This is a genomic window from Eubacterium xylanophilum ATCC 35991, assembly GCF_000518685.1.
GTDB classification, from domain to species: domain Bacteria; phylum Bacillota; class Clostridia; order Lachnospirales; family Lachnospiraceae; genus Eubacterium_F; species Eubacterium_F xylanophilum.
Window position 1 is genome coordinate 18,970 of the sequence record NZ_JAEB01000016.1, and the last position, 21,359, is coordinate 40,328.

Sequence of the window (21,359 nt, forward strand, 5' to 3'; positions counted from 1 at the left end):
ACTATTCTGTCTTAAATGCCCAAAGCTTATTGAGAATAAAATTGACAGGAATTGAAATTATCAAGCTGAGCAGTGGCGCAATCTCCTCCGGAATTCCACATACGCCAACCCATAGAATAGCAAGTAAATTGTTAAGTATTAAACCGGTAAATCCATATGAAACATAACTCTTCATAAGCGACTTGAAGAAGCTTCTCTGCTGCCCTTCTTCCACGGTAAATACGAATTTATTGTTCAGAATAAATGATACAAATACACTGATAATCCAAGCAATAATATTTGCCACATATACTCTCATTGGTGTCCCAAATACAACATCCGCGAGTATCCCTGTTCGCTGAAAAAGCTTTAGACATCCCAAGTTAATCAAAAAAGAAAAAATAGTATTCCACACACCCACAATTCCAAATCGCACAAATTGCAGAAGCGCCTCCCACTTTTCCTCACTAAAATCGATGTGGAAAATCTTGAATATTAATCCAAAAACTCCTCGGACAATCTTTTCTATTATTTCCCACAAAAATGTTCCTATTGATTTCTTCTCTTCGTTCATGACTTAAACCATCCGTTAAAAGTTTATTCTCTCTTCTTCCACAACCAGCGGTCGTCTGGTGACCTTGGTGCTCACATTCATTATATACTCGCCCAGAAGTCCTATGAAGAACAACTGGATGGAACCAAATATCAGAATTCCCAACAAAACCGGTGCCATACCGGCTACAAAGCGGTCCCAATAAATGATTTTCAATACCAAGTATACAAGAGCTATCACTATACTTATTCCAGATAAGATAAAGCCAAGGAATGAAGCGATTCTCATCCCCACTTTGGTATATGATGTGAAACTAAGCATTGCCGCATCATAGAGGGTATACCAGTTATTGTGAGTTTTTCCCGCTCTTCTCTTCTCCTGCTGATAAGGGATTTCTTTTCTCTCCGGTCCAAGCTCAGCAACGATTCCTCGAAGAAATGGTGCCGGATCATCTAAGTCTCTCAACACATCCATAAATGACTTGTCATATAAGCCAAATCCGGTAAAATGCTCTATCTGTTCAACAGAAGACATTTTCTTAATCATCTTGTAGTATACAGAGCGCAGGAAGTACATGATAGGATTTTCCTTGCTACTTGTCTTAACTCCAATAACGATTTTATAGCCATTTTCCCATTCCTCAACAAACTTAGGAATCATATCTATAGGATCCTGGAAATCGCAGCAAAGGTTAATGGTACAATCTCCCGTAGTCTGACACATACCATAGTAAGGCGAGTTAAACTGTCCAAAATTCTTGGTATTAAATATAGCCTTAATCTTTTTATTCTTACTGCAAATATATCTCAACTTATCTCTTGTTGAATCAGTAGAGGCGTTGTCTATAAATAGTATCTCATAGTCATAATTAGGCAAATCCTTCTCAAACATAGCTACAACAGCTTCGCTGATTGGTATTACATTCTCTTCCTCATTAAAACAAGGAATCATAATTGAAATAGTTTTCATAATTCATCACTTTCTAATAAATTTATATTTGTTCAAGCATATCAATATACATATTCTTTGCAAGTTCCTCCCTAGGAAGAAATGGAGCTAAGTCCTCAAGCGGTGGGCTCACAATAGTTCCGTCCGGTAACCTTTTCGCACTGCTCTTAGGTTCCCAAACCTGCTCTGTATCCGTGAAAATCTCACAAAAAGCATAGCCTTTTTCTGCTAACGTTTTATCAACTGCCTCCTTCATCTCCTTGTTGGAATGAGCAGAGTAATATGGATATCCAAACGCCGCTGCAATCTTTTCAAAGCTTGGGAATGACAAATCCCCCGATTCCGGTCCGATTCCCACCTTGCTATGATTGCTAAAAAGATTATTTTGTGTAATTCTAATCGAATGATATCCCTGATTATTAATCAGAAATATCTTAACAGGCAGCTTATTAGTCACAATAGTCTGGAGTTCCTGCAAATTCATCATGATGGAACCATCTCCCTCCAAACAAATTGTATCTTTATTTCCGCCGGCAACACATACTCCAACTGCAGCCGGTAGGCCATATCCCATGCTGGCTATCGCGCTATTAATAATGAATTTTGTGTCTTTTTTTATGACATAATTTTGGTGTCCAACAACGCAACAAGCTCCGTTTGATACGGCTGTTAAACTGCTCTCAGGAAGGGAGCTACTAAGATAATTAACAAAGGCAAATACATTGGCTGTCTCACCATTTTCCTCCCAATGTCTAGGCAAAACTGCAGGATAATCTCTCTTCCAATCCTGACAAATCTTGGTCCACTCCAAGTCCTTATTCTGGAATATCGGAGCACCTTCCTTCTTCGCCTCCTCAATCATCTTCCTTATAAAATCACCTGCATCAGCATGGATAGGCATATCAACATGAATCGTATGCTTCTTCATCTCTTCTCTGTCAATATCCACCATAATAACCTTGGCTTCTCTAGCCCAAGTTCCCCAGTCGTATCCAACCTGTCTAATGGAAATTCTTGTACCTATCGTTATCAATAAATCAGAGTTTTGAACAGCAAAATTTCCCGGTCTATCCCCCATATTGCCGCCTCTTCCCACATATAGAGGATTATCTGTCTCTATGAGATCGATAGAGTTCCAATATGTCACTACCGGAACATTTAACAGCTTTACTAACTCCAGAAAATCCTCTCTGGCTCCTGCCAAATGAATACCATAACCTGCGTAAATAACAGGTCTACTAGCTTTCTTAATCTCATCAATTACATCTTTGATTACAGATCGTTCTACAGGTGTAGGATTTTCTTCTTTATCTTCTTCTGGATCATATCCTCTGAGATTATCTGTCTCTATGGTAGCTCCCTGGAAATTAACAGGGATATCCAGCCAAACAGGACCTGGTCTTCCCGCTTTGGCAAGATAATAGGCTTTCTCAAGTGCGTATCTGATATCCTCTGGATCTTCTATCATAACAGCATATTTGCACATATTATCTACGGACTTCACAATGTCATACTCCTGATCACCAAGAGCTCTGAGTTTCGCACCCGTAGCCTTCTCCTCATATCTACTTGTTGTGTCATATCGCACCTGTCCGGAAATAACAAACATAGGTATACTATCAAGCCATCCCCCTACAACTCCGGTTATGGCATTAGTTCCGCCGGGGCCTGTAGTTACACACAGAGCTGCCATCTTATTCTCCACTCTGGCATAACTCTCGGCAGCTATAGCAGCTCCCTGCTCATGATGAGTATATGTACAATGCAATCCATCCTTGTGTCCAAAAGCATCATTGAGATGCATGGCACCTCCCCCAACAACTGTAAAGAGGTCTGTGATTCCATGACTCACAAGAAAGTCTGCAACATAGTCAGCTAATCTCGTTTTCATATTATTCTCCTTTTAATAATCTTGGTTTTACTGCTCTACAGCTTCCTTGATTATTTTGGCCATATAGTCAAGTTTTTCATCTGTCATTCCAGGATATACACCAATCCAGAATGTGTTATTCATAATTCTATCTGTCACTTCAAGATTTCCTACAACTCTGTACTTGGAGCTGTCTCCTCTGTACTCATCGAAGCAAGGCTGCTTAACAATATTTCCCGCGAACAGCATACGTGTCTGAACTCCGTGGTTCTCGATATACTGAACAACCTTATTCTTATCAACGCCTTCCTTGCATGTGATAAGGAATCCGAACCATGATGGTTTAGAGTTTGGACATGGCTCAGGGAGGATAAGTTTGTCCTCTGTTCCCTTGAGCGCCGCCAACAATCTATCAAAATTATGTCTTCTTCTCTCAACAAATGTTGGGAATTTCTCCAACTGTGCACAACCCACAGCGGCCTGCATATCAGTTGCTTTCAAATTATATCCAAAATGACTATATACGTATTTGTGATCATATCCCAGTGGAAGCTCACCGTACTGCTTATCAAATCTATGACCACATAGATTGTCTCTTCCCGATGGGCAAACGCAATCTCTTCCCCAATCTCTGAGAGATCGAACTGCCTTATGAATAATTGGATTGTCAGTATATACTGCTCCACCCTCACCCATAGTCATGTGGTGTGGAGGATAGAAACTTGATGTTCCAACATCTCCGATTGTTCCAGTCAATTTTTCTTCACCGTTTATAGTATATGTTGATCCGAGAGCATCGCAGTTATCCTCAACAAGCCACAATTCATGCTTGTCACAAAACTCCTTGATTGCTCCAAGATCCCATGGATTTCCAAGTGTATGGGCAATCATAACCGCCTTTGTTTTGTCAGATACAGCTTCTTCCAACGCATTGACATCAATGTTATACTGTGGAATAGTCATATCCACAAATACCGGAACAGCACCGTACTGGATAATCGGAGCGATTGTGGTTGGGAAACCAGCTGCTACTGTTATAACCTCGTCACCCGGCATGATTCTTCTATCGCCCAAGAGATGGGAAGTCAAAGCCATAAATGCCAACAAGTTCGCCGATGAACCCGAGTTCACAAGTGAACAATACTTAACTCCCAAGTATTTAGAAAAATCTGCCTCGAATTTATCTGTATATCTTCCCGATGTGAGCCAAAACTCGAGGGAACTATCTACGAGATTTACCATCTCCTCATGTCCATAATAGCGAGAAGCATAAGGGATTCTATCTCCTTCTTTGAATGGCTTCTCCTGATTGTGAAACTTGTCATGATAAGCCTTTACTTCCTCCAAAATCTGCTGTCTTGCCTGGTCTTCTGTCATATTCTCAAACATTTTATCTTCCTCCTAAAAATTCATTTATCTGTTTATCCATAATCTCTGGAATATTTCCATTGTCAAAGTATACTTTGGTCCACTCCACCGTTTTGTCAAGTGCTTCAGACACTGACCATCTCGGTCTCCAACCAAATGTTGTTTTGAGTTTTGAACAATCCAACTTAAGGAAATTTGCCTCGTGAGGGCCACCATCATACTGGTTTACCCACTTCATTCCCTGTCCAAACTTCTCCACAAACATATCAACAAGATCACCTGTAGTTACGCAATCCACCTCGTCTGGACCCACATTATAATATCCCTGTAATTCATGGTTTTCATACTGTTCTTTGACAATCATGAGATAGGCAACAACCGGCTCAAGCACGTGCTGGTATGGTCTAGTGGAAAATGGATTTCTAATGATAATATCCCGCTTAGCCTCAGCGGCTCTAACACAATCAGGTATAATCCTATCGTTTGCAAAGTCTCCACCACCAATAACATTCCCCGCTCTCGCAGTTGAAACAGCCACTCTGTCATCTGTGAAGAATGAATTTTTATAGCTGTGTGTCACAAGTTCCGAACAGGATTTACTGTTGGAATATGGGTCATAGCCATCTAGCGGCTCATTTTCTCTATATCCCCACTCCCATTCTTTGTTCTCATATACCTTATCTGTTGTGACATTGAGAAAACTCTTAACCGACTGGGTAAGGCGAACGCATTCGCATATATTCACTGTTCCCATTACATTGGTCTCATATGTATAAACCGGATCTTTGTAAGAGTCACGTACAATAGGCTGTGCAGCAAGATGAATCACGATCTCCGGCTGAACTTCCTCAAAAACTTTCATGAGTTTATCTCTGTCTCTTATATCTCCGATTATAGAATTCATCTTGTCTTCTACTCCTGCCATAGAGAAGAGATTGGGATTAGTCGGCGCCTCAAGAGAGTAACCTGTCACCTTCGCCCCTGCCATAACCAGAGTTCTGCACATCCAAGTTCCCTTAAAACCTGTATGTCCGGTTATCAGAATATTTTTGTCTTTAAAAAAACTTAAGTCAATCATTATATCCAACCTTTCAAAGAATTATTTCCAAAGCTTCCAAGGAGCATTTCCTGACTCCCACATTTCTTCCAGCTTCATCCTATCGCGCTGCGTGTCCATGCACTGCCAGAATCCTTGGTGTTTTCTGGCAACAAGCTGTGATTCTGAAGCAAGTCGCTCAAGCGGAGCCTTCTCAAACACAGTATCGTCCCCGTCGATATAATCAAAAATCTGAGGTTCCAAGACGAGAAAACCTATGTTTATAAGACCACCGTCATCATTGGACTTCTCTCTAAATGCAGTGACGATGTCATCTTCTCTCACATCCAATACGCCAAATTGCTGTCCCACATTGTAAGAACTCATGGTAGCAATCTTGCCGTGCTTTTTGTGAAAGTCGATCAAATCATTGATATTAATATTGCTGATTCCATCTCCATATGTGAGAAGGAATGTCTCGTCTCCAACGTATTTCTTGATTCTCTTGACGCGGCCTCCCGTCATAGTCTTGAGGCCTGTGTCCACGATAGTCACCTTCCAAGGTTCTGCGATGTTATTATGAACAACCATCTCTCCACCTTTGGTATAGTCAAAAGTTATATCACTATTATGAAGATAATAGTCCGCAAACCACTCCTTTATTACGTGCTGCTTATACCCCGCACATATGATAAATTCATTGATTCCATAATGTGAAAACACCTTCATAATATGCCATAAAATAGGTTTCTCACCGATCTCAATCATAGGTTTGGGTTTGAGGACACTCTCCTCTGATATTCTTGTTCCAAATCCACCCGCCAACAATACTGCTTTCATATGTTATACCTCCAATTCAGTTTCAATTTTTCTGGTTTTTATGTGCTTTACAATCGCTATTATACCAGACACAAACAGCCATAGCTGTATTATAATAAGCCCAAGATGATATCCAAATATATCATTCAGAATACCTTGAACAGAATATGTTATGAAAAATATTCCGATCATCATTATCCAATCATATCTTCCTCTCTCTTTTGCATTGAGAAAAGCTATGATAGCTGGAATCATATAGAGCAGACAATAGTATTCAGAGTGACCCGGAAGGATAATCAATACAACACAGACACTCATTATCTTCTTCCACTTTTCCTCCCAGAATAAAGGAGCGACAATGAGAACGGCGCAAACAATAAATGTCATTATCCTGGCAACTATCAATAGCATATCTAATGATTGTATGCCATCAGCTCCTTTAATCATAACGGCATAGTGTAGTAGAAAACTTTTGTTTGTACAGCCATCTAATAACGCATATCTACTCATATTTAACTGTATATTGCTTATCATCTGCAGAATATTTGCGAATCCACCCTTAAAAAACAAGAATGGTAATATTCCCACAACTATAAAATACAGGCATACTTTTACGCAATCAATCCACCTTTTCTTGTACAAAAGAACGATTCCGAGAAATGCAGGCGTTATCTTAAATGCCGCCGCCATGGCCAAAGCAATGAGAGCCATTTCCCTCAACACCTTATTCTCGCTGTCATTGTAATATAAGAAAAATATTACGAGAATTGAAGTAAATAGTATTGTATTTCCTCGCTCAATTGCATATAAAACAGGCGCAGATAATATGATGGCAAAGGCAGTAAGTGCCTTGATATGATTCTCACCCTGCTTTACAGTTCGAATCAGCTCATATAACAACAATAATACTATTATAGTTGCAATGATGAGAATTATCATAAAACTAGGGTCTGCATACATAGTTTTAAATGAATTAATCTTCTCATATGCTTTAATATCTACAAGACGAGACATGAAATACATCAACATGTAAGTAAGCGGTGGATAGGATTTTTCGCCCAATCCCGAGTATACTGTATTGTGATATACATCTCGCCCGCTACTGTAGCCGGCTACATTAAACGCATCGGCCATAAAATCACTGCATTTTTGAAAAAAAATGTCAAACTGCGTTCCGCCTTTTCCCTCGGCAAAAAGCAAAATAGCCCATACTATAAATGATAAAAACGTTACTACCACAAAGAAATATGCATATCTTTCTTCTAACAAACGCTCAATCAAACTCTTTTTTGAGTTAAACTTTTTGTTATTCAAATCATTATTATTCATATAGTCTCCATATGTCTTCATTATATTGTTTTATAGTTCTGTCTGAGGAGAAAAAGCCTGCCTTGGCAATATTAACAAGCATCTTCTTCGCCCAGTCCTGACGGTTTTCATAGTCCCTATAGGCCTCTTCTTTTTTGGCTACAAACTCACTATAATCCGGGAATGTCATAAACCAATCCTTAGTAAGTAGCTCGTTATAAAGCCTCTCTAGGCACTTCTTCTTGCCGATTTTGAGCATTTTTTTGCTCACGATAAAGTCTACAGCTCTCTTCAGATCCGGATCCTTATCGTAGTAATCCTTGGAGCAATAGCTTCCATCTTCATATCTCTTGATGACGACATCACTCTTCTCTCCAAAGATGTAAATATTCTCATCGCCAACCAGCTCATGAATTTCCACATTAGCTCCATCGTCTGTACCTAACGTCACAGCTCCATTGAGCATAAATTTCATATTACCGGTTCCACTGGCCTCCTTTGATGCTAGGGAAATCTGCTCCGATATATCGCAAGCAGGTATCATCTTCTCAGCCAATGTGACATTGTAATTTTCTACCATAATAACTCGGAAATATTTTCCCACTTCTTCATCCTTTTCTATCAACTTCTGAAGGCATAGAATAAGATGTATTATATCCTTTGCAATGGTATAAGCAGGTGCTGCTTTGGCACCAAAAAACATTGTAATAGGAGTTTTCGGAATATTTCCACTCTTAATCTCTAGGTACTTATGTATCGCATAGAGCGCATTCAGCTGTTGGCGCTTATACTCATGAAGTCGCTTACTCTGAATATCAAAAATCGACTTTGAGTTGACATAAACGCCTTGCTTTTCCTGAAGATACATGGCAAGTTCAACTTTCTTGCGCTTTTTAATCTTCAAGAGTTTAGTCAAAAACTTCTCATTGTCTACATACTTAAGAAGCTTCTCCAACTCATCTGCATCACTCTTAAATCCCTCTCCGATCTTATCAGTAATCAACCGAGTCAGTTCAGGATTGCAGTGAATCAACCATCTTCTAAAAGTTATACCATTGGTTTTATTGTTAAATTTTTCCGGATATAACTTGTAAAAATCCTTTAATTCGTTATTCTTCAAAATCTCTGTATGAAGGTAAGCAACGCCGTTAACGCTGTGTGAATAGTGAATATCCATCCTCGCCATATGAATTGTATCATTGGCATCTATAATAGCCACTTCCTCATTGTCATACTTTTCCTTAACAAGCTGATCCAATCGCCTTATAATAGGCAAAAGCTGTGGTGCCACTCTCTCAATAAAGTGTATTGGCCACTTTTCCAGGGCTTCTGCAAGTATCGTATGATTTGTATATGCACAAACCTCCGTCACAATCTTAGCCGCCTCATCAAACTCTATACCTTCTTTCATGAGGAGCCTAATCAACTCCGGTATAACCATTGACGGATGTGTATCATTAATCTGTATCGCCACATAATCGGCCAAATCCCGGAGGTTGCTTCCCCTCTCTTTCGCCTCGTCAAGAATTAACTTTGCACCCGCGCTCACCATGAAATACTGCTGATAAACTCTCAACAGTCTTCCTTCATCATCGCTATCATCAGGATACAAAAAGAGCGTTAAATTCTTTTTAATATTGGTCTTATCAAAATCAATTTTTTTGCTAATAAGACTCTCTTTCACACTATCCAAATCAAAAAGATGTAACCTATTAGTTCTATTATTGTATCCGGTTATTAAAATATCATACATATGTGCCTTAACCTTAAAATCAGCAAATTTCACCGTATAATACTTATTCATATCAATCAGGCAACTCTTCTTAGTAAGCCATACATCAGGGATTTCCCTCTGTAGCCTCTTCTTAAATACCTGGTGAAATAGTCCGCAATGATAATTTAAACCTATTCCATCTCCAGGCAATCCCAGAGTCGCAATGGAATCCAAAAAACAAGCAGCAAGTCGGCCAAGTCCACCATTCCCGAGAGATGGCTCATTTTCAATCTCCTCGATGTCTTCTATATTTTTTCCGACATCTTGTAATTCTTGCTTGACTTCATCATAAATCCCTAGATTTATCATGTTATTACCTAACAATTTACCGATCAAAAACTCTGCAGATATATAATACAACTTCTTCTTTCCATTATTGCTTTCCTTCTCGGCCCCCATCTCCGAGGTCATCTTTAACAGGGCATAATAAATCTCTTTGTCGCTGCATTTTTCTAACTTTTTTCCATATTCCTTTTTAACGTACTTTGAAAGCATCAATATTACCATCCTTTTTCAACAAATTACTTAGAAAGCTGTTTCTTCTTCCACTCCACAGTCCTTCTTATCCCCTCTTCGAAGCTGATTTCCGGCACAAAACCGGTATCTTCGGTCAACTCGCTTATATCAGCACAAAGATACATGACTTGTTTATCATAATACTCAACTTCCCCAAATCTAATCTCCATATCAGGAGAAACTGCATCTCTGATGTCCTCTATATACTCGCTCAGCCTGCGTTCCTTGCCGCCACCAATAGGATAAACTCGCCCATTCTTCCCATTTTCAAGAAGCAAGAAGATGGCTCTCGCAACATCGTCACAATATATATAATCCCATAGTTGTTCCGCCTTGGTATACCTAGGCGACTCGCCGGAAAGCATGGACACAATCCCCGACATAACCATAGTTCTATCCTTGTCATATGGACCATATACGCTGAGAATTCTAGTCCATATATGTCTTATATTATACTCATTACACATTGCTCTGCTCATAGACATGGCACAGGACTTGGTAATTCCATATCCCGTCTCAGGATTTGCCGGCATATCAGCAGAAATCTTAGTTCCCTCCGGAAGTCTACCGCACTCCGCTTGCGAACCGGCACCGAGAAAGACCTTGCAATTCATCTTGCGGGCAGCTTCTACTAAATCTAGCGTATATCTGACATTTTCCAACTGCCCATATAAATTATTGCGTGATCCTCCATATGTTCCATCCCAAGCCAAATGCACTACAGCATCAACGCTCTGTTCAATCAAACGGGGGAGTTTGCTATAACTATCTATATTACACTCTATAACCTTCGCATTTTCAGCGTTCTCAGGAATTACATCTCTCGCTCCGCCTTCTCTGACAACTGCAAAGGTCTGAATTCCTCTCTCACAGAGAAACCTCAACAACGCACGACCTATCATCCCTGACGCACCCGTCACCAAAATGCTGTTAATACTATTTTTCACACTATAATCTCTAATCACGTAACTGATTCCATCCTCAACTATTTTTTCACTCTCACTGATTAGACTCCATCTATCCATCTCGCGTCCCTTGACAAAGAATGCATCAGCAGGTCTCAAACCATCCACAATCGTAATAATAATCTCATCTATACAATCATCAAATAACTTATATATACTTTCCCCGCCAATAACAAATATTTTACGTCCCCTTGCATTAGCAGCTAAATATTCGATAACCTTTTCTTTGTTTTCAAATATTAGCAAATTGGGATAATCGCACTCTTTTCTGAGACGCGGAACATTTTCCTGTGTTAATACTATATTGAGCCTTCCGGGAAGGGGCTTGCCACCGGGAAAACTCTCTAGGGTTTTTCTCCCCATTATAATGATATTTCCCATGGTTTGCTCTTTGAAATTATCCATATCTTTTCTGAGATGATATAATAATTCTCCCTGATAGCCAATTCCCCAGTTTTTATCTACCGAGACAATAGCTTTCATACTCGGAAGGTAATGTTCCCTTGACAAATATTCCGTCCTCCCTATACTCTTCTATCTCCAAGTTTCCGTATTTGCGAATAACCTGAATCTTTCCGGCATCGCTATAATCAAAAACTTTTTCTATCTCAATATATGATTGATCGAGAATCTCTCTTATGCCATCAAGCATCTCATCAAGGCCAAATCCCTGCTTGGCTGATATGTAATGCGAAGACTCGCTTCTTGTGTCTTTTCGAGGTTTCTCGCTAATCTCTGCATCCATCTTATTAAACGCCGTGACTATAGGCTTGTTCCTAACTTCCAACTCATCAAGAGTATCATAAACCACATCCATCTGAGTTTCGTAGTTCGGATTGCTTGCATCAACCACATGTAATATGAGATCCGCATACTTAGCTTCCTCCAAAGTACTTCTGAATGCTCGTATGAGCTGATGAGGCAACTTATTGATGAATCCAACAGTATCTGTCATAAGAATCTTTTTGCCATTCTCATACTCATACTGCCTTGTAGTTGGATCTAGCGTGGCAAAAAGCATGTCTTCTTCGAGAACAGATGCATCTGTTAACTTGTTTAGAAGAGTGGATTTGCCGGCATTGGTATAACCAACTATGGCCACAGTCTGAATCGATCCCTTTTCGCGCTGTTTGCGCATAGTATCTCGATTGCTGACAACGGACTTTAGTTGCTTGTTGATAAAAGAAATCCTGTCATGTATAAGTCGACGATCCATCTCCAACTTTTTCTCACCGGGACCTCTCGTTCCTATTCCTCCAACTCCACCTCCTGCTGCACTTCCTCCAATCCTCGAAAGAGACTTTCCGAGACCGGTAAGCCTGGAGGCTCTATATCTAAGTTGCGCAAGCTCTACTTGAAGTTTTCCCTCATTAGTTGCCGCATGAGCAGCAAATATATCTAGTATAAGAACTGTTCTATCAATAACCTTGCATCCAAGTTCATCCTGAAGGTTACCCAGCTGCGCCGGAGATAATTCATCGTCGCATATCACCGTATCTGCGCCCCATATGTGCACAAGTTCACGCAGCTCTTCAACCTTGCCTTTTCCAATATAAGTAGCCACATGGATGCGATCACGGCTCTGAATCAATCTGCCTACACAGACAGCACCAGCAGTTTGTGAGAGTTCCTCCAACTCATCGAGGGAACTCTCAACATCACTTCCGTCATCTACATCCACTGCCACTAATATGACTTTCTCTTCCACTTCATTTGTGTCAAACAAATTCTCACCTTTTGCCCTTATCTCTTAACGCGTGCTCCCGCTCCACTCATAATGGCTTCAACTTCGTTCACACTGGCCATAGTGGTATCACCAGGTGTAGTCATAGCAAGTGCTCCGTGAGCCGCACCATAGTTAACTGCCTTCTCGGCATCACCTGTTGTCATAAGACCATAGATAAGACCTGATGCAAATGAATCTCCTCCACCTACTCGGTCCATAATCTCTAATCCCTTGTAATCTGAGGCCTTAAAGATTTCTCCGTCAGCCCAACAAATCGCACTCCAATCATTAACTGTAGCAGTCTTAACCTCTCTAAGAGTTGTGGCAACTGCCTTAAAGTTAGGATATGCTTTTGCTGCTTCATTGATCATCTTCTTGTATCCATCAAGATTAAGTGTCTGAAGATTTTCATCATTTCCCTCGATTTCAAAACCTAGGCAAGCTGTAAAATCTTCCTCATTTCCTATCATTACGTCAACATACTTTGCGATTTCCTTGTTGACCTCCTGAGCTTTCTCCAATCCGCCAATAGCACTCCACATAGAAGGTCTATAATTCAAGTCATAAGACACGATTGTGCCGTACTTCTTAGCAGTCTTAATAGCTTCTATTACAGTTTGGCATGATTGCTCTGAGAGAGCTGCATAGATTCCACCTGTGTGTAACCAACGAGCTCCCAGCTCTCCAAAGATATATTCAAAGTCAAAATCTTCCGGTGTGGCCTGTGAGATAGCTGTATTAGCTCTATCAGAACATCCTACGGCTCCCCTGATACCGAATCCTCTCTCAGTGAAGTTGATTCCGTTCCTACACACTCTTCCGATTCCATCTGTCTTCTTCCAATAAATAAGAGAAGTATCTACTCCTCCCTGCAATATGAAGTCCTCCATAAGTTTTCCGACTTCATTGTCTGCGAACGCAGTAATAACTCCTGTCTTCATTCCAAAGCATCTTCTAAGACCGCGTACTACATTATACTCTCCGCCGCCTTCCCAAGCTCTGAAACTCCTAGCTGTTCTAATCCTTCCTTCGCCTGGATCAAGTCTGAGCATAACCTCTCCAAGAGATACTGCATCAAATTTACATTCATCTTTTGATTTTAATTTAAGATCCATGTCTTCCTCCTTTAAATTTTTCCATATAATCGAGCATTTATAGGCTTTACCATACTTTTGTATCCTCAACAGCCCACAACAACTCACTTTCTATTATAAGTAAAGTATGATAAAAAAGCAAGTCTTAACACAAATTAATATAATTGTAGCCAAAAAAAGGCACTGTTGCTTGCGCAACAGCACCTGACAAATATAATTAGGAGATTACCCTATCATCCTTTTACTGATCCCAAAGCTATTCCACGAATAATATACTTTGATAAGCAAAGATATACAACAATCAATGGAATAATAGCCATTCCAAGCACCATGTAAATCTTTCCATAATCAATAAGTCTATCCATCTTCTGCATCGCCGCTACGATAAGTGGCAATGTAGCAGTCTTAGCATTGGCATTTGTCAACAAGTTTGGAAGGAAGTAGTTGTTCCATGATGCGACAAATGAAAAGATTGCCTGAACTGCTATAGCTGGCTTAAGGATTGGAAGTACTACTCTGTTGAATATGAAGAATTCATGACCTCCGTCTATTCTTCCCGCTTCAACTATTTCCAAAGGCAACGCACTTTCCATGTACTGTCTCATAAAGAAGAATACACCTGGTGCTGCAATTGATTGAAATATAAGTGCTGGAAGAGCATTATTATTAGTAAATCCCCAATTCGACATGAGATCTACATATCCCAATGCTGACACTTGAAGTGGCACCATCAAAATTACCATGATAAATGTATTGGCAACTTTCTTCAATTTGAAATCATAAGCATATATACCATATGCAGTTAATGCCGAAACATAAACTGACAATACACATGAGCACGCTGCTACTATAAGTGAGTTCAACATTCCTGTAATGATAGGAAGTGTTGAATCACCAATCACGTTCTTTAGGTTTGTAATAAAGCTCGCCCCCGGCAACAAGCTAAACTCCGTCATGATCTGAGCTGATGATCTAGATGTATTAACAATAGCTACAACGAATGGAAACAATGCCATGATACATACAAAAATCAATACGATGTATGCCAGTATCCTTCTAAATATAAGAAGTGTATGTCCACGTTTTTCAACTGCTGTAAGATTTCCAGTATTTGATATACTACTCATATCAGCTCACCCCCTTAGCTTTTTTTGCCGCAGCCTTCAGACGCTTTTTATTTGCTCTTTTTTCCTTGGCCTCATCACTTTCCATAGATTTAAACAGCACTAATCCTATAAGTCCCGCAATAAGGAAAAGTACTACTGATTCTGCACCAGCTTTACCTATGTCTCCCGAGCCGCTAATACCTTTACTAATATCCATTACAACCGTGTAAGCTGCTTGATTTGTACCACCGTCTCTTACAATAAGATTTGGAATATCAAACATCTGCAAACCACCAATCATAGACGTTACCAATACATAAAGCATAATAGGTTTTAGCATTGGTAGTGTAATCTTGGTAAATTGCTGATTTGCCGACGCACCATCAATAGATGAAGCTTCGTACAATGCCGGATCAATTCCCATGATACCTGCCATAAGTAAGATTGTCGTATTACCTGTCCACATTATGAAATTGACCAGCGCTATTACCCCTCTAAGTCCCCATTCAGAACTCAAAAAATCAATATTGCTGTGCATTATCATATTAATTGGACCTGACGTTGCGAACAACTTAGCGAAAAGTACGGCAATAGAAGATGCCATCAACATATTAGGCAAGTAGAGAATAACCTTCATTGCACCAGTTCCTCTAAGTTTAAGTCTCAAGTCTGTAAACCATGAGGCAAATAACAAAGAAACAAGAATCTGAGGAATAAATCCTAACAACCACAGTGAAAATGTATTTCCCAAGTATTTGAGAAATGTTCCATCTGCCTTAAACAAATCCTTGTAATTATCAAATTGTATAAACTCCTGAATAAGCTTATAGGTCATAGGATCTTTATATTCTCTAAAGAAACTTTTATAAAAAGTCATAATCAGCGGATATAGTTGAAAGATAAAATAAGCTATAAAAAAAGGGAGTATAAAAATCAATCCCCACTTTCCATATTTAAGCTTGTTCTTTTTTTGTCTAACTACAACCTTAGACCCGTTACTTTTTGCCATTGTAACAAGCTCCCTTCTCATCTATTTTTCGCTATTCCTCTCACGAACAAGAAAATAGCCTTTAATATAAAAGTGGGACAGGACGCCCTGTCCCACTTTTTGCTAACCTTATATCATCTATAGGCTTGCGAAATTTTCTAGTATTATTCTGCTTTAAGGTTAGGGAATGACTTCATTACCTCGTCAGCCCATACCTTTGTAGCTTCTTCTTTGGACTTCTTACCTGTGAAGAAATCTGCAAATGGAGGCCATGCGAACTCTACACACTCTTTATCATAAGCTGACTTGTTGGCAATTGTAATATTGTCTGCAAACTTTGTCCAGAATGAGTTGAGGTCCTGTCCACCAAACATTTCTGATGTCTTCTTTTCATCGATCATCTTCTTGATAGCCTCTTTATTGTTAACAAAAGTCTGATCCTTTTCAGCAATTTCAAATGCTGTGTCTGTATCACATGTCACTTTCTTCAAAATATCCGCTACAAGTTTAGCATTGTCTGTTCCTCTAGCACCGATGTACCATGTTCCACCCCAAGCATATGACTCAGGTCCTGCACAAAGTCCCCAATCTCCAACTGTATCCTTTGTAGCATCTCCCATAGGCCATCCTGGGAACCAAGCAGTTGCATTGTATGCAAATACTTTACCTTTCTTTCCGTATCCAGATACATACTCATCACCCCACTGTAACTTGCCTGGGTACTGAATATATCCTGCATCTACACACTCTTTAGCAAATGTAAGCCACTTGTCCATACCTGGAGTTACAGTAAGTTTGTCTCCCTCGCCAAACAAGGTTTCATCACTTTCAATAAATGCTCTCTGCATATCATCTGGAGTCGCAAATAAGAAGTAACCCTTCTTCTTTAATTCATCTCCTACTTTCTTTACATCATCCCAAGTTGTAAGTTTTTTGCCGATTTCATCTGGATCATCTGTTCCAAATACATCTTTGGCAATTGAGCGACGATATGCAATTCCTGATGGGTTAGACTGGTTACAAAGTCCACGAACCTTGCCGTTCTCGTCTGTTACAGTCTTGAGTGTATACTCATACATGTTTTTGGTATCATCAGATGTGATTCCAAGTTCTTCATTGGTTACTGCTACGTCACGTGCAGCTGATTTATAACGAGCTACATAGTCACCCTCAGCACAGAAGAGATCAACCTTATCTTCTGCTGATGCATCTGCGTTTCCTTCAAGAGCTTTGTCAAGCTTTGACTGATACTCATCCGGGTTAACTACAAAATTAACTTTTACATCTCCAATTTTTCCATCCTTAAGATCTGGATAGTGATCTTCCAACATCTTTTGGAAATCTCCGTTCCAACTCCAGACATTAAGAACCTTTCCACCTCCATCTTCGAGCAAGCTCACTTCTGCGCTATCAGATGACTTTGAACTGTCATTTCCTGAATTCGTAGATGTGTTATTTGATGCATTATTTCCACATCCTGCTACACATCCTGCAACCATTGTCATTGACAAAGCCAATGCTAACCATTTCTTTCTCATAAGAACTGTTCCTCCTAATTTAAAAAATTTGTTTTCTATGTAATTACCGAAGCTCTCCAACTGTGCTTCCCTCTACAAATTCCCCTTGCACTACAATACTATTAACTGCGACATCACCTGGTTTTTCTATAGTCTCAATCAATCGTCTTGCAGCTTGCATACCGATTTCTTCTGTGTTCTGCTTGTATGTCGTCAAGCGTGGTTCAATGAGCTCAGCGATTCTCTGACCATCATATCCGACAATCGAAATATCGTCAGGTACAGACAACCCACTGTTCTTAATAGTATTAAACCCACCAACACAAGAAAAATCATCGGGATAAATGATACAGGTCGGCCTGTTATCAAGCGCCAATAATTCATTCGTGATTTGTGCTGAATTAACGGGGTCGTGAAACACTCCCTCGCGCACCAATTCTTCCCTTATAGGGATATGTGCTTCCTCCATTGCTCCGTAAAAAGTCTTAAGTCTTTCCTGAGCAACAAAAGAATCTGCAGCATGAATAAATGCAATATCTCTGTGCCCTTTTCGAACAACAAAATCAATAATCTTTCTCATTCCACTTCGATTATCTGATAATATGCTTGTCCGATTAGGGAACGTATAGTCAATTGTCACAACAGGAATATCACTGTTGGCCAATTCAATGATAGCTTCGTCTGTAAAATCGACACAAGCTATAACTACACCGTCGACTCCGCGATATTTACTGTGTTCATAATAGGATAATGTGGACTTACCCGTTCGCTGGGTTATAAACGTAATATCATATCCCTCGCGTTCAGCTCCTCTCTTGAAACTGTCTAAAACATGAGAGAAATATGCATGTGTCAATCCACAATTAGCCTGATCAACGAAAAGCACTCCGAGATTGTAAGTGTGCTTTGTCTTCAGAGCTCTCGCTGACGAATTAGGTAAATACCCAAGTCTCTTAGCTACCTCACATACTCTTTCCTTCGTGGCCTCGCTTATATCACCGCGATTGTTAAGTGCCTTACTCACAGTCGCAACAGATACGCCGCACTCCGATGAAATATCTTTTAATGATACCATCTTAAATCCTCATTCTAAACATTTTTTACAAGTTAGACAACATGTCGTATCGCTAACTTCTTAATCGTTTTCGTAGTTTAACTTTATCACACTTTGCACACATAGTCAACAGATTTTTTAAATTTTTTGTGTGAATCGCACAAAAAGGTCTTGATTTTATCCAATATATCCGATATAATGTACGTATTACGAAATCGTTTTCGGATTGTTGAGAAAGAAAAAAACAAGCTATTCTTTACTTTTAAGAGATTTAGGAGGAATATTTTACTATGAAATATGGTTATTTTGATGACGCTAATAAGGAATATGTAATTACAACACCCAAGACTCCATTACCTTGGATTAACTACTTGGGTAGCAATGAATTTTTCTCACTCATCTCGAATACATGCGGTGGATACAGCTTTTACAAAGATGCAAAGTTGCTAAGAGTGACGAGATATCGTTACAATAGTATGCCATATGACAATAACGGTCATTACTTTTATGTAAAAGATGGTGATACGATTTGGAACCCGGGATGGATGCCTACCAAGACTCCACTCGACTCCTATGAGTGTCGACACGGAATGGGTTATAGCAAGTTCAATTCCGAGAAAAATGGTCTTAGGGCCAATGTGACCGCATTTGTTCCCGTTAACGATAATTGTGAAATCAACAAAGTTACGTTGACAAACAAGTCGGATAACACCAAGAATTTTCAGCTCTACTCTTATGTTGAATTCTGTCTTTGGAATGCAATGGACGACATGACCAACTTCCAGAGAAATCTTAATATTGGAGAAGTTGAGGTTGTCGGCTCCACAATTTATCACAAGACAGAGTACCGCGAGCGAAGAAATCACTATGCAATATTCTCTGTAAACGCGGATATTGATGGATTCGATACAAGTCGCGACGAGTTTATCGGTGCATATCGTGGACCTGACTCTCCGGAAGTGATAGAAAAAGGTTCCGCCAACAATTCCATTACCAGCGGATGGTATCCGATTGGATCACATCAGTTAAATGTCACACTCGCTCCGGGCGAGAGCAAGACTTTTGTATTTGTTTTGGGATACTGCGAGAATCCTGTTGATGACAAATTTGAAGCACCCGATGTCATAAATAAGAAACCGGCCAAGGAGATGCTTAGCAAGTACCAGACAACCGAGCAGGTAGATAAAGCTCTTCAAGAATTATGTGATCACTGGGAACAGCTTCTCTCCCGCTTCTCTGTCAAGTCCAAGGATGAGAAACTCAACCGAATGGTAAATATTTGGAACCAATACCAATGCATGGTAACTTTCAATATGTCTAGATCCGCTTCATACTACGAATCAGGCATAGGCCGTGGTATGGGATTTAGAGATTCTTGTCAGGATCTCTTCGGTTTCGTTCATCTCATTCCTGATAGAGCCAGACAGCGTATCATCGACATCGCTTCAACCCAGTTCCAGGACGGTAGTGCTTATCATCAATATCAGCCACTTACCAAAAAGGGCAACAGCGATATCGGAAGTGGCTTCAACGACGATCCACTTTGGCTAATTGCCGGTGTTTCAGCATACCTAAAAGAAACCGGAGACTATAGTATTCTCGATGAGATGGTTGATTATGACAATGATAGCACGGTTGCTACATCATTGTTCGAACATTTAACCAGATCGTTTGACTATATCGTAAACCACAAAGGCCCACACAATCTTCCACTTATCGGAAGAGCCGATTGGAATGACTGTCTAAATCTCAACTGCTTCTCCAAGGAGCCGGGCGAGTCCTTCCAGACCTTCGGACCAAGTGAAGGGCCTGTAGCTGAATCTGTATTTATCGCAGGAATGTTTGTCAAGTACGGAAGAGAGTATGCCGATATATGCAAAGCAATCGGCAAAGAGGATGAAGCAAATCGTGCTCTTGGTGAGATAGACAAGATGATAGAGGCCGTAGAAAAAGACGGTTGGGATGGAGAATGGTTCGTAAGAGCCTATGATGCATTTGGACAAAAAGTTGGTTCCAAGGAATGCGAAGAAGGACAGATTTATATCGAGCCACAGGGATTCTGTGTACTTGCCGGAATCGGCGTAGACAACGGAAAAGCTGAAAAAGCTCTTGATTCTGTCAAAGAAAAACTCGACACCAAATATGGTATTGTTTTGTTGCAACCGGCATATACCAGATACTATGAAAACCTCGGCGAGATTTCTTCTTATCCACCTGGATATAAGGAAAATGCCGGAATCTTCTGCCATAACAACCCTTGGGTATCAGCGGCGGAAACTCAGATTGGCCGTGGCGACAGAGCATTTGAAATATATAAGAAAACATGTCCTGCTTATCTGGAAGAAATCAGTGAGATTCACTGCACTGAGCCATATGTTTACTCTCAGATGATTGCAGGAAAAGATGCCAAGCACTTCGGACAGGCCAAGAATAGTTGGCTCACCGGAACAGCTGCTTGGACATTCATGAACGTATCTTACTATATTCTCGGAGTAGCTCCAACTCTCGATGGTCTAAGTATCAATCCTTGTGTACCATCAAACTTTGGAGATTTTGAGATTACAAGAAAGTACCGCGATGTTGAATATAGCATCCAGGTCAAGAACCCAGATAATGTTCAGAAAGGTGTTAAGGAAATAGTCGTAGATGGCAAGACCTATAGCGGAACTAATGTAATACCATATGATCCTTCTAAGAAGAAGGTTGATGTTACAATTATTATGGGTTAATCAAGCTTA

Annotated in this window: 16 protein-coding genes; 1 reads left to right on the top strand and 15 read right to left on the bottom strand. The window is 40.0% G+C overall.

The annotated features are described in order from the left end of the window. Position 1: 1 nt before the first annotated feature. From L877_RS0104705 to L877_RS0104775, 15 genes are all read right to left on the bottom strand, one after another. Positions 2-553 carry a GtrA family protein gene (locus L877_RS0104705; protein ID WP_026835108.1) on the bottom strand — a complete coding sequence of 184 codons (552 nt, stop codon included), beginning with the start codon at positions 551-553 and terminating at the stop codon, positions 2-4. A 15-nt stretch (positions 554-568) separates the two neighbouring features. Then, on the bottom strand, positions 569-1,501 hold the full coding sequence (locus L877_RS0104710) for a glycosyltransferase (RefSeq protein WP_026835109.1): 933 nt from the start codon (positions 1,499-1,501) through the stop codon (positions 569-571). Between the two features lie 22 nt (positions 1,502-1,523). Then, positions 1,524-3,371 carry a thiamine pyrophosphate-binding protein gene (locus L877_RS0104715; protein ID WP_026835110.1) on the bottom strand — a complete coding sequence of 616 codons (1,848 nt, stop codon included), beginning with the start codon at positions 3,369-3,371 and terminating at the stop codon, positions 1,524-1,526. 27 nt (positions 3,372-3,398) lie between these two features. Then, positions 3,399-4,739 (bottom strand): lipopolysaccharide biosynthesis protein RfbH, encoded by a 1,341-nt coding sequence (rfbH, locus tag L877_RS0104720; RefSeq protein WP_026835111.1) that lies wholly within the window; start codon positions 4,737-4,739, stop codon positions 3,399-3,401. Position 4,740: 1 nt separating this feature from the next. After that, positions 4,741-5,796 (bottom strand): CDP-glucose 4,6-dehydratase, encoded by a 1,056-nt coding sequence (gene rfbG / locus L877_RS0104725; protein WP_026835112.1) that lies wholly within the window; start codon positions 5,794-5,796, stop codon positions 4,741-4,743. 21 nt (positions 5,797-5,817) lie between these two features. Next, positions 5,818-6,594 (bottom strand): glucose-1-phosphate cytidylyltransferase, encoded by a 777-nt coding sequence (rfbF, locus tag L877_RS0104730; RefSeq protein WP_026835113.1) that lies wholly within the window; start codon positions 6,592-6,594, stop codon positions 5,818-5,820. Positions 6,595-6,597: 3 nt separating this feature from the next. Next, a complete protein-coding gene (locus L877_RS0104735; protein ID WP_026835114.1) occupies positions 6,598-7,902 on the bottom strand; it encodes a glycosyltransferase 87 family protein in 1,305 nt (434 codons plus the stop codon). Further along, on the bottom strand, positions 7,895-10,162 hold the full coding sequence (locus tag L877_RS0104740; RefSeq protein ID WP_207637228.1) for a glycogen/starch/alpha-glucan family phosphorylase: 2,268 nt from the start codon (positions 10,160-10,162) through the stop codon (positions 7,895-7,897). The genes L877_RS0104735 and L877_RS0104740 overlap by 8 nt, the downstream gene beginning before the upstream one ends. Before the next feature lie 14 nt (positions 10,163-10,176). Then, a complete protein-coding gene (locus L877_RS0104745; protein WP_242837118.1) occupies positions 10,177-11,619 on the bottom strand; it encodes a dihydrofolate reductase in 1,443 nt (480 codons plus the stop codon). Further along, positions 11,594-12,862, bottom strand: a complete 1,269-nt coding sequence (gene hflX / locus L877_RS0104750) for a GTPase HflX (protein WP_026835117.1) — start codon at positions 12,860-12,862, stop codon at positions 11,594-11,596. Before hflX ends, L877_RS0104745 begins: the two co-directional genes overlap by 26 nt. Before the next feature lie 17 nt (positions 12,863-12,879). Further along, a complete protein-coding gene (locus L877_RS0104755; protein ID WP_026835118.1) occupies positions 12,880-13,977 on the bottom strand; it encodes a sugar kinase in 1,098 nt (365 codons plus the stop codon). Between the two features lie 212 nt (positions 13,978-14,189). Beyond that, positions 14,190-15,083 (bottom strand): carbohydrate ABC transporter permease, encoded by an 894-nt coding sequence (locus tag L877_RS0104760; RefSeq protein WP_084554773.1) that lies wholly within the window; start codon positions 15,081-15,083, stop codon positions 14,190-14,192. A gap of 1 nt (position 15,084) precedes the next feature. Further along, the gene (locus L877_RS0104765) at positions 15,085-16,071 is read right to left on the bottom strand and encodes a carbohydrate ABC transporter permease (RefSeq protein ID WP_026835120.1); all 987 of its coding nucleotides are present in this window, start codon (positions 16,069-16,071) and stop codon (positions 15,085-15,087) included. Between the two features lie 143 nt (positions 16,072-16,214). Beyond that, positions 16,215-17,588, bottom strand: a complete 1,374-nt coding sequence (locus tag L877_RS0104770; RefSeq protein ID WP_026835121.1) for an ABC transporter substrate-binding protein — start codon at positions 17,586-17,588, stop codon at positions 16,215-16,217. Between the two features lie 43 nt (positions 17,589-17,631). Beyond that, on the bottom strand, positions 17,632-18,642 hold the full coding sequence (locus L877_RS0104775; RefSeq protein WP_026835122.1) for a LacI family DNA-binding transcriptional regulator: 1,011 nt from the start codon (positions 18,640-18,642) through the stop codon (positions 17,632-17,634). Between the two features lie 269 nt (positions 18,643-18,911). Between L877_RS0104775 and L877_RS0104780 the strand changes: the two genes are divergently transcribed. Then, the gene (locus tag L877_RS0104780) at positions 18,912-21,350 is read left to right on the top strand and encodes a glycoside hydrolase family 94 protein (protein ID WP_026835123.1); all 2,439 of its coding nucleotides are present in this window, start codon (positions 18,912-18,914) and stop codon (positions 21,348-21,350) included. The last annotated feature ends 9 nt before the right edge of the window (positions 21,351-21,359 follow it).